Genomic DNA, 11,098 nt, shown 5'->3' on the forward strand with positions numbered 1-11,098 from the left:
AAAAACCATCCCAATCCGCATCAAAAACCCAGCCGCAGGCCAGGCGAAACCTGACGGCTGGGAGAATTCACCGGACCTACTCGCGGCAATATTTCAGTGCCAGCAAGCTGTAGGCTGTCACCAGGTTGCGATTGCCTTCCATCCAACGCCCGCTACCGTCGTTGACCCATGATCCGTCAGCTTGCTGCTGCGACGTCAGCGTTGTGGCTAGCTCGCGTTTCCAATTGTGATTGTTCCCGCTAGCGTCCGTCAGCACACGGATCTCGGCGGCATCAAGTGCTTTGCCAAACGTGTGGTAGTAATAGTACAACCCCTGCTGCCCGATCCCCGGATTCTCGCTCAGCGAGTAATTCTTTTGGATGAAGTCCATCGCAGCGGCCACCCGCGGGTCATCCGCTGTGAGTCCGGCATAGATCATGCTTTTCAGCCCCGCATAGGTCATCGAACCGTAACTTCGTAGCGCCCCACCATTGTCTTGCTGGGGGTCGACGACCTTCGTTTCGCCGCCGGCGGCTGGCGTGTAATAGAACCCACCATCGTTTTCTTTGTCAGCGTGCGGAGTGTCGTTCCCATGACCGGCCAGGTTTTGCGTGCGAGAGACAAACCGCAACGCCTTTTGAATCGCTTCGTCATTGGAATCATTGCCGAGATCGACCAACGCGTCCAACATGAACGATGTGTTTGACAAATCCGGTCGCGAGTGGCTGCCATAACCGGCGCCTCCATAGGCCGGATCGGAGGGCTCGATGCCTTCACTTTCGTCCCACTGAATGCCTTTCAGGAAAGCCTCGGCACGCTTCAGCTGGCTTTCATACTGCCCCTCCTGGTTGGCTGCCACCAAGGCGCCCACCGCGACCGAGGTCTCGTAGTTGCGGTGTGTCGAACCCTTGGCATAGATTCCACCATCCGGCTGCACGTTCTCTAAAATCACCGCAATCGCTTTCTTGATCGACGGCGAATTCACGTCAGTCGGGCGATGCTCCAAAATTGCGCGGACACACAACCCGGTCACCGCGACACCGCTTTCGGGGCTGAATGCTCCGTTGTCGGCCTGGCCACGATTCTTCAAGAAGCCGATCGCCAAATCGACGCTCTTGTCGATCGCTGCATTGGTCTGCTCCGGTGACTGGAACGCGACCTGCGCGGCCTGTTGCCCAGAGGCCGCCGACACAGTTCCGAAGATCAGAGTGGTCGTCAAGACGCACCTGCGAATGGAAGTCAGTAGGCTGCGACTCGCTATCATGATGTTCTCGCTTGCGAAAGGTTTTTCAATGAAGTTGCCGGCGGCTAGATTCCGATCGGCAGACATCCGGTAAACACAGTATGTGCTGCCTTCATTCTATGTTAGTGACAATCAAATGGAACCGAGTCTTTGTAGTCGGGCGCTATGCGCCAGGCTGACTTTCGATGCCGAATGGTGCACCCGTTCAGTGATCGGATTGACCGAATGACTGTAATAAAAGCTGCATTTCGCCCGGCGGTTGATAACCGATCTTGTGGGCCACGATGTGCCCGTCTGGATGGCCGATCAACGTTGTCGGATAGGCCGGTACGTTGATCCGGTTCAAGACGCTGGCGTTTCGATCGGGTGTTAATCGGATCGCAACATAGTGCTGTTTCACCCGCTGTAACACGCCGCCGTTACACCAGGTGTCACGTTTCATCGCGTCACAATAATGACAGCGTCCAGAAGTGATGAAAATCAGCATCGGGCGGCCCAGCCGTTTGGCTTCGCTCCAGCCCAATTGAAAGTCTTCGTGCCACAGGATGTCCTGCGATGACTCAGCCGACGCACTTACCAGTTGCGGCAGCGGCGCCGGCTGATCAGCCTGGACGTTGGCGGCAAAGAACGTGGCAATCAATGCCAGCAGTGACGGGACTGGTAGCCAGACCCGGTGCACCATGAATCGTGTCATGGCGAAACTCACGATAGAAAAGGATGAACAAAAGGTAACTCACTAGGCCGCAAAGTCTAACTGACCCGCACAACCCAAGCACAGAACCAATCGCCATCCCCCTGGCAGGAGTGGGGCGTCCACTCGAACCGGGCTCTGTGGAGCCCGGTCGCTCGTGCCAATGCCGATGCCGGCGGATTATTCGTCGCCGGCTTTGCGGACGACCTTGTCGATCAATCCGTACTCGCAGGCTTCCTCGGCGCTCATGAAACGGTCACGATCGGTATCCTCTTCGATTTTCTCCAAAGAGTGACCGGTGTGATCGATCATGATTTCGTTCATACGTTTCTTGATACGACGCAGTTCTTCGACATGAATTTCGACTTCCCGCGCGGTGCCTTGCATCCCGGCCAGCGGTTGGTGAATCATGATCCGCGCGTTGGGCAGCGCGAATCGTTTGCCCGCGGCACCAGCGGTCAGCAGGACGGCGCCCATCGAAGCGGCTTGACCGATGCAGTAGGTCGCCACGTCACAGGAAACAAATTGCATGGTGTCGTAGATCGCCATGCCGGCGGTGATGCTGCCACCGGGGCTATTGATATACAAGTGGATGTCGGCTTTGGGATCATCACTCATCAAAAACAGCATCTGGGCGACCAGTGCGTTTGAGATTTGATCATCCACCTGTTGGCCGAGAAAGATGATGCGATCTTTCAGCAACCGACTGTAGATGTCGTAGGTACGTTCTTCGCGGCCGCTCTTTTCGACGACGTAAGGGATCAGAGGCATATCGGTGTTCTTTTAGAATGGACTGGATGGGAAAACGGGATGACCAACCGGTTGTCGCGTTCGCAGGGCGACGTGGATCGGTGCTGTCGGATCAATCGTCTTCTTCTTCATCGACCAGTGGTTTGGTCAAAATGTCGTCGACCAATCCGTACTCCTTGGCCTCTTTGGCGCCCAAGAAAAAGTCTCGGTCGGTGTCACCGGCGATCTTTTCAACCGGCTGCCCGCTATGGCTGGAAATGATTCCGTTGAGCACATCGCGATAGCGGAACATTTCGGCCGCTTGGATCTCGATGTCACTGACTTGGCCGCCCACACCGCCCATCGGTTGGTGCATCATCACACGACTGTTGGGCAGGCAATAGCGTTTGCCTTTGGTTCCGCCGACCAGCAACACCGCGGCACCGCTGCAGGCTTCGCCGACGCAGTAGGTCGCGACCGGGCACGACAGGATTTGCATGGTGTCGTAGATCGCCAGGGTCGCGGTCACGCTCCCACCGGGCGAGTTGATGTAGAAATGGATGTCTTTGCGACGGTTTTCACTTTGCAAATACAGCAGTTTCATCACCAATTCATTGGCATTGCCGTAGTGAATTTCGCCCTGCAGAAAGACAATTCGGTTTTCCAGCAGCAAGTCACCCAACGTCAATTGACGCTGGCGTTGATAATTCTGGTAGGCGTGACTGGCGGAAAGTTCGCCGCCGGAGATCTGGCTCGCGGCAAACGGGTGCGTTAGCGGTGAATCCATAAAGTGTCTTCTGGAGTTAAAAAGCTGCGGGAAGCGCATCGCGTTGGCGGGCCGACCTGTTGATGCAGATCGGAACCGCGATGACCTGGTAGTGTTCGCTTCAAAAACGAATCTGACAAGACCAGTGCCGATGGTTGCAAGATCACTCTGTCAGCCAAACGTCACGCCGCAAACCATAGCAAATCCAATACCAATGCATCCACAGCGGATGAATCTTGCCTATCTTGCCAGATACCCTGCGTCACCAAAGCGGCCGGCGCAGGCAGCTGGCTCACAGACGCGTGAGTTTTGAGGGTGCGTCTTTCTAGTGCCCAGCGGGCGACAAAATGACTGCCGGCGGCGTCAGTCGCCGGATACAAAACCACGGCAGCAAAAACCGCCTCGGCCAAAGCGTAAAGCTGAGGAAATCCGCCGCCAACGCCGGACCTCGGTCAAGTTGGCACATTCCAGCGTGCCACTGTCGGATACCGGCCTGCCACCCTGGCAATTTGCAAGCTCGCCAGCCACAGGCCTAGAATGCCGCAATCGGCGGCAGCCGCCTGCCGACTTTTACGATCTCGCTAGAGGAAGTGTTGAAACAGACCGATGTCAATCAAACGCAGCGACAAATGCAAGTGCCCGACCTGCGGAAAACGGTTTCGGATGGACGAAACCAACGCGCCACCGTTCTGCTGTGATCGCTGCCGGTTGATCGATTTGGGACGTTGGCTGGACGAAGACATCGGATTACCGCACGAAGCGGACGAGTCGCCCAAGACCATCGATCCGCGGTTGGTCGACTAGCGACCTTTACATTTTGCCCGAGACCGGTGAAACTGTCGTGCTTATCAACGAAGCCTTTCCCGTCGCCCAAACGGGGAAGGTTTCTTTTTTCAGCGACCAGTGGAGACTGTCATGGTTGAATCGGTTCCGATGACCCGCGAGGGATACAACAAGATCAAAGCCGAAATCGAACACCTTGAAAATGAAGTGATGCCCGAGATCGCGGATAAGATTGCCACCGCCCGCGAAGAAGGTGACCTGAAGGAAAACGCCGAATACCATGCCCAGCGCGAAAGCCAGGGCAAGACGCAAGCGCGGATCAATCTGTTGAAAGACAAGATTGCTCGCGCTTCGATCGTCGACATGTCGGAACTGCCGCGTGACGAAGTTGTGTTCGGATGCACGGTGACCGTGGAAGACCAGGCCGACGGAATGGAAGAGCAATTCACATTCGTCGGTGCAGGTGAAGACGATTACAAATCTGGCAAAATTTTGGTCACCAGCCCGATCGGAAAAGGATTGTTGGGCAAAAAAGTCGGTCAAACGGCGGAGATCGATGTTCCAGCCGGAAAGATGACGCTGAAAGTCGTCAAGATCGAATTTGCAGAGTAAGCGCAGTTGCGACCTAGCGATCGTTGATCGATCGGACCACTTCATTTCTTCCCCGCCAGGTTTCACCTGGCCTACTGTCCGGCGTGATGGCCAACGACGACGATCCTGTTGAAAACGATTCGACTGCCGACGTCCAACAGGATGAAGGCCCGGGGTGTATGCCGGCACTGCTGGCCATTGCGGCGTTGATGGGGATTGTCGGGTTTATCTTCTGCGGCGTGATGACCTGGCTGATCTTTCAAAAGCAAGATGAACTGGCTCTTCGATCGATGCGAGGAAGTTTTATCCCGGCGGTCGAGCAGAGTCTGCTTGAGCCAAAGGAAAAAGCCGGTGCGGTCAAATTGCTCGGCGAATTTGCTGACGAAATCGAACGCGGACAGTTGGAGGGATGGCAGGCATCTGGGGTGATGCAACGACTGACTCGCTTGCCGATTTTGCAATGGGGACAGATTCGAAAAGTGGAACGATTTGTTGATTCCCACACCGACGATTTCCCACCCGATGCTTCGATCCAATTCGATCGATTGCGAAAGGGCGTGGAAAGCAACCAGATCACAACACTTGACTTTGCCCATATCCTCTCTCCGGTGCTGCAAACCGATCCGTCGCTGTCGGATTCACCACTGGTGGAAACCTTGGACGTCAAATCCGTTGGCGAAGTGGTCAAACGAGCCCGGATTTCGGCCGAGCGAGCCAAGGTCGACCAAACACCTAAGAACGACGTCTCGATCGATACTCTGATCCGCCGCGAAATCACAAACGGGATCGAGCACGGAACCTATTAGCAGTCGGTCGACAACAACCGGCCGCGTGAAATGCATTGGTTCAAGTGATTCCTTCGTCGTCAGGTGACACCTGGCCTACTGCCCACTGCCCCCAGAGTATCCGTCGATGGTCAAACGAAAGGTTGTGGTGGTTGGTGCCGGCCCCGGTGGACTCGCCGCGGCCATGCAATTGGCACATGCCGGCTGTGACGTCACGGTCTTGGAACGTCGCGATCGTCCCGGTGGTCGGACTTCCGCAATCGAATCCGACGGCTTTCGTTTTGACTGTGGCCCCACGTTTTTTCTGTACCCGCGAGTGTTGCAAGAGATCTTCGCCAGCGTCGGCTACGACCTGATGAAAGAGGTCCCGATGGTGCGTTTAGAGCCGCAGTATCGACTGACATTTGGCGGCGGTGGTCAATTGGATTGCACCGCGGACATGGATGAAATGGATCGCCAGATCCAGCAATTCTCACCTGCCGATGTCGGTGCGCTGCGGCGCTACATGGACGACAATCGAGTCAAATTGGCCAAGTTCCGTCCGATACTGGAATCTCCATTTTCATCCCCCGCCGACTTGATGCGCAGGTCGATGGTCGGCGCAGCGCCTCACCTGCATCCGTTTCGTTCCTTGGGCAAAGAACTGCAACGCTATTTTTCCGATCCTCGGTTGGTGATCGCGTTTGCGTTCCAATCCAAATACCTGGGCATGTCGCCGTTCAATTGCCCCAGCCTGTTTAGCATCCTGTCTTTCTTAGAATACGAGTATGGGGTGTGGCATCCGATCGGTGGATGCAGTCGCGTCAGTGAACGGATGGCGGAGATCGCGCAGGATCTGGGCGTCAAATTTCGTTTCAACGAACCGGTACGCTCGGTTTCGCTGGACGGTCGCGACGTCCGCTCGCTGACGACCGACACGGCGACCTACGACGCCGACGCGTTTGTGATCAATGCCGACTTTGCCGACTGGATCACCCGCACGGTGCCCAACAACAAACGCAAGCGTTGGACAGATGAATCCATTGCCAAGAAACGGTTCTCATGCAGCACGTTCATGCTGTACCTGGGGATCGAAGGCCAATATCCCGATCTGCCGCACCACAGTATTCATATCAGTGCCGACTATGAAAACAATTTGCGTGAGATTGAACAGTCACACACGCTCAGCCAGGATCCATCCTTCTACGTCCAGAATGCCTGTGTCACCGACCCCTCGCTGGCCCCTGCCGGACACAGCACGCTGTATGTCTTGGTGCCTGTGACCCATCAAACCGGATCGATCGACTGGGAGCGTCAATCGCCGGCGTTCCGTGAATTGACCCTCGACCGTTTAAGTGCGATCGGGCTGGGCGACATTCGCGATCGCATTCGGTTCGAGCACGTCCTGACGCCTCAGACTTGGCAAACCGACTATGCGATCTACAAAGGCGCGACGTTCAATCTGGCACACAATCTGGGGCAAATGCTGCACAATCGACCGCGCAACCGCTTTGAAGATCTGGGCCGCGTCTATTTAGTCGGCGGCGGCACCCATCCCGGCAGCGGATTGCCGGTGATCTATGAATCCAGCCGTATCACCAGCAAGCTGTTGCTGGATGACTTGGATAAGCGTCTGAGTGACTCACCGCTCTCTGTGTGACGGCCATCACTGCTGGACTTCGACGGGCATTTTGGCATTCATTTTTGTCTGCCAGGCTTTTAGTTTGGCTCGCAACTCAGTGGTCTTGGCCGGATTCGATTTTGAGAGATCAGTTGTCTCGCCAACATCCTGCGACAGATCGTATAGCTCGACCCGATCATCCTCATAGAACTCAATCAGTTTCCATTGGCCATCGCGGATCGCCGCGCCAGGACGCCAGGTTGATCCGTGGTAGTGTGGATAGTGCCATACCAGCGGCGCGTGCTCGATTTCCGCCGCGCCTTTCAACAGTGGAACCAAACTGACGCCGTCGACATGCAATTCGGGCGCAGCCGGCATCCCGGCCAGTTCCAACAGGGTCGGAAAGAAATCCATGCTGATGACTGGAAAATCGCACTCACTGCCCGGTTGGGTGATTCCGGGCGCGCGGACGATCATCGGTTCACGAATCCCACCTTCGTAGCACCAGCCTTTGCCACTTCGCAGCGGCAAATTACTGGTCGGGCCGGGTTTGCGGACGGTACACAACCCACCGTTGTCGGAAAAGAAAATCACGTTGGTGGTTTGCTCCAGTCCCAGCCGCTGCAGCGTTTGCATCAATCGGCCGACACTGTCATCGACCGCAGCAACCATCGATGCATAGTCGGCATTGTCCTGACGTGATCGCGACAGGCCGTCGCCTTCTTTGGTCGCCGGCGACTCGGAATCGCCGTACATCGATTCAACTTTGTCACGGTAGTGCCCCACACGTTTTTGATAGGGCTGGATCGGCGTGTGAACATTGTAGTAGGCCAGGTACAACAGGAACGGTTTCTCATCGCCGTGGTCTTCCAGAAACTGCACCGATTCATCTGTCAATCGTTCTGTCAGATATTCGCCGCGCTGTTTATCCGGCAGCATAGGATTTTTGAACGGCGAATAGTAACCGCCGGGAGGACTGCCTTTGTGATGCCCGCCGACGTTGAAATCAAATCCTTGATCAGTTGGAAATTTGCCGACATCGCCCAGGTGCCACTTGCCGGCGAAGAAATTTTGATAACCGCCTTCACGAAGCTGTTCCGCGATGGTGACTTCCTCGAGCGCCAAATCATCACGATCATCGATCTGTTGGAACCGATGCCCAGGGTAGCGCGACGCATCGGCGCCGGGAATCCAATCCGTGATGTCGACGCGCACCGGATGCCGCCCGGTCATGATGCTTGCGCGTGTCGGCGAACAAACCGGACAGGCTGCGTAGCCGTTGGTGAATCGCATTCCCGACTTGGCCAAGGCATCGATATGAGGCGTTTCGTAGAACGTGCTGCCGTTGCATCCCAAATCGGCCCAGCCGAGATCGTCCACCAACAGGAACACAAAATTCGGTCGCTCGGCCGCACCAGCCGACAGAGACACGAACAATGCCGTCGCCACAGGAATGATGAGTCGAGCAAACATCTACAATGCATACCTTCAAACAGGATTTCAACGCGATACGACGATTCTCTCCCCACCGTAGCTGGACCGGCCACGGTTCAGAATCCCCTGAACCCCGGCCGACTGAACCCTGGCGGGATCAGCTACGACGATACTCCTCCAACCGTAGCTGGACCGGCCACGGTTCAGCATCCCCTGAACCTTGGCCGACTGAACCCTGGCGGGATCAGCTACGACGATACTCCTCCAACCGTAGCTGGACCGGCCACGGTTCAGCATCCCCCGAACCCCGACCGTCTGAACCCTGGCGGGATCAGCTACGACAATTCACTCCCTACACCGTAGCTGGACCGGCCACGGTTCAGATGCTCCCGAAACCCGACCGTCTGAACCCTGGCGGGATCAGCTACGACGACTCACTCACAACCGTAGCTGGACCGGCCACGGTTCAGAATCCCCCGAACCCCGACCGACTGAACCCTGGCGGGATCAGCTACGACGACTCACTCACAACCGTAGCTGGACCGGCCACGGTTCAGATTCTCCCGAACCCCGACCGACTGAACCCTGGCGGGATCAGCTACGACGACTCACTCCCAACCGTAGCTGGACCGGCCACGGTTCAGATTCCCCCGAACCCCGGCCGACTGAACCCTGGCGGGATCAGCTACGACGACTCACTCCCAACCGTAGCTGGACCGGCGACGGTTCAGATTCCCCCGAACCTCGACCGTCTGAACCCTGGCGGGATTAGCTACCGAAGCGATCGCTGGTTGGAATCGACCATCATAACTCATCCGCTCTCTCGCTGGTGCTCGGTCCCGACGGTTCAGCTATGCTGAGGGCGTTGCCTGAATCCCCTCTCATTTCCCGCCGGACTGATTTGATGCGCCGACGATTTGCCCGTTTGACTCCCCTGTTGCTAGTGCTGTTTGGCAGCATCGCCATGGCACGTCCCGCTCGTTGCCAATCCCCACCCAACATTGTCTTTGTGCTCTGCGACGACCATCGGTTTGATTGCTTGAGCGCAGCGGGACACCCGTTCATTGAAACGCCGCACATCGATTCGATCGCGCAGCAAGGGGCGATGTGCACCAATGCCTACGTCACCACCTCGCTGTGCTCGCCGAGTCGAGCCTCGATCCTGACCGGCCAATACGCGCACAATCACCGTGTCGTCGACAACTACCATCCGGTCGATCCATCACTGGTGTTTTTTCCACAACGACTGCAAGACGCTGGCTATCAAACCGCGTTTTTTGGGAAGTGGCATATGGGCGGCCACATTGATGACCCGCAACGTGGGTTCGACCACTGGGTTGGATTCAAGGGCCAGGGCACCTATTGGCCCGACGGCCATGGAACCACTCGTGAAGTTCCCCAGACGACCTATGACGGGTTTAACATCAATGGGAAACGAGTCCCACAGAAGGGATACATCACCGACGAACTAACCGACTACGCACTGCAGTGGCTTGGCCAACGGGACAGTGAAAAACCGTTCTTTGTGTACGTCAGCCACAAAGGCGTTCACTCGGATTTTGTTCCCGCCGACCGTCACCGCGGCCGCTATGAAAACGAACCGCTACCGATCACCATTCCCACTCCCGAACAAATGGTCGCCGGCAATCTGCCGATGTGGGTACAGAATCAACGCAACAGCCGACACGGAGTCGATTTCGGATACAACTTGCCAGACTTCTCGCCGGCTGTGTATTACCGTCGCTATTGTGAATCGGTGCTGGCAGTTGACGACAGTGTTGGACGATTGAACCAGTATCTGATCGATGCCGGGCTGCACGACAACACCGTTTTCGTCTACATGGGTGACAACGGTTTCCAATTCGGCGACCACGGATTGATCGACAAACGAGTCGCCTACGAAGCGAGCGCGAAGGTCCCGCTGCTAATCAAATCGCCTGGAAAAATCCCTACCGGCGAGCTCTACACCGGCTTGATTGGCAACATCGACATCGCGCCGACCTTGCTGGAAGCGGCCGGCGCCAAACCACTGGCCGCTACCGACGGGATCAGCTTGTGGCAATCGCTGTGTGGCAATCCACAATCCGGCGACTCTCGTGAGCATCTGTTGTATGAATACTATTGGGAGCGAAATTACCCGCAAACGCCCACGCTGCACGCCGTCATTGGCGGTCGTTGGAAATACATTCGCTGCCATGGACTGTGGGATCGCGACGAGCTCTACGACCTGGAACGCGATCCGGACGAGATGAACAATTTGATCGAATCCCAGTCGCATCAGCCCCAGGTCGAAAAGATGAATGCGTTGCTTTGGAAACTGTTGCAAGAGAGTGATGGTAGCGAGGTTCCGTTGCTGGAAGACCGCGGCCCCAAGTTCCCCTGGCGCCATCCGGGGCATTCCCAGCAAGCCGGATTTCCCAAGTCGTATTTTCGCACCACGGAAAACGGTCCGACAGAAAACGTCCAGCCATGACGACCGGTCATTCTGAGCTAAGCG

The 11,098-nt window shown here is 56.4% G+C and carries 10 protein-coding genes; 5 read left to right on the forward strand and 5 right to left on the reverse strand.

The features are described from left to right. Nucleotides 1–76: 76 nt before the first annotated feature. The 4 genes from NHH03_RS14640 to NHH03_RS14655 all read right to left on the reverse strand — a co-directional run bounded on the left by NHH03_RS14640 (nt 77) and on the right by NHH03_RS14655 (nt 3,429). Nucleotides 77–1,198 (reverse strand): hypothetical protein, encoded by a 1,122-nt coding sequence (locus NHH03_RS14640; RefSeq protein ID WP_253157318.1) that lies wholly within the window; start codon nt 1,196–1,198, stop codon nt 77–79. Between the two features lie 229 nt (nt 1,199–1,427). Beyond that, complete coding sequence (locus NHH03_RS14645) at nt 1,428–1,916, reverse strand: thioredoxin family protein (protein ID WP_253157319.1); 489 nt, start codon at nt 1,914–1,916, stop codon at nt 1,428–1,430. A gap of 177 nt (nt 1,917–2,093) precedes the next feature. Beyond that, entirely contained in the window at nt 2,094–2,684 is a 591-nt protein-coding gene (clpP, locus tag NHH03_RS14650) for an ATP-dependent Clp endopeptidase proteolytic subunit ClpP (protein ID WP_253157321.1), read from the reverse strand. Between the two features lie 91 nt (nt 2,685–2,775). Then, nucleotides 2,776–3,429, reverse strand: a complete 654-nt coding sequence (locus NHH03_RS14655; protein ID WP_253157323.1) for a ClpP family protease — start codon at nt 3,427–3,429, stop codon at nt 2,776–2,778. A 585-nt stretch (nt 3,430–4,014) separates the two neighbouring features. Between NHH03_RS14655 and NHH03_RS14660 the strand changes: the two genes are divergently transcribed. From NHH03_RS14660 to crtI, 4 genes are all read left to right on the forward strand, one after another. Beyond that, on the forward strand, nt 4,015–4,212 hold the full coding sequence (locus NHH03_RS14660) for a DNA gyrase inhibitor YacG (RefSeq protein WP_253157325.1): 198 nt from the start codon (nt 4,015–4,017) through the stop codon (nt 4,210–4,212). 111 nt (nt 4,213–4,323) lie between these two features. Next, entirely contained in the window at nt 4,324–4,803 is a 480-nt protein-coding gene (greA, locus tag NHH03_RS14665; RefSeq protein WP_253157327.1) for a transcription elongation factor GreA, read from the forward strand. 86 nt (nt 4,804–4,889) lie between these two features. Then, nucleotides 4,890–5,588 (forward strand): hypothetical protein, encoded by a 699-nt coding sequence (locus tag NHH03_RS14670; protein WP_253157332.1) that lies wholly within the window; start codon nt 4,890–4,892, stop codon nt 5,586–5,588. 106 nt (nt 5,589–5,694) lie between these two features. Further along, nucleotides 5,695–7,206 carry a phytoene desaturase family protein gene (gene crtI, locus NHH03_RS14675; RefSeq protein ID WP_253157334.1) on the forward strand — a complete coding sequence of 504 codons (1,512 nt, stop codon included), beginning with the start codon at nt 5,695–5,697 and terminating at the stop codon, nt 7,204–7,206. Between the two features lie 6 nt (nt 7,207–7,212). On the opposite strand, the gene NHH03_RS14680 is transcribed toward crtI, so the two are convergent. Next, nucleotides 7,213–8,640, reverse strand: a complete 1,428-nt coding sequence (locus NHH03_RS14680; RefSeq protein WP_253157336.1) for a sulfatase — start codon at nt 8,638–8,640, stop codon at nt 7,213–7,215. An 865-nt stretch (nt 8,641–9,505) separates the two neighbouring features. Between NHH03_RS14680 and NHH03_RS14685 the strand changes: the two genes are divergently transcribed. Then, the gene (locus NHH03_RS14685) at nt 9,506–11,074 is read left to right on the forward strand and encodes a sulfatase family protein (RefSeq protein ID WP_253157338.1); all 1,569 of its coding nucleotides are present in this window, start codon (nt 9,506–9,508) and stop codon (nt 11,072–11,074) included. Nucleotides 11,075–11,098: the final 24 nt, after the last annotated feature.

Origin of the sequence: Stieleria tagensis, from assembly GCF_024129865.1 — a bacterium.
Taxonomy (GTDB): Bacteria; Planctomycetota; Planctomycetia; order Pirellulales; family Pirellulaceae; genus Stieleria; species Stieleria tagensis.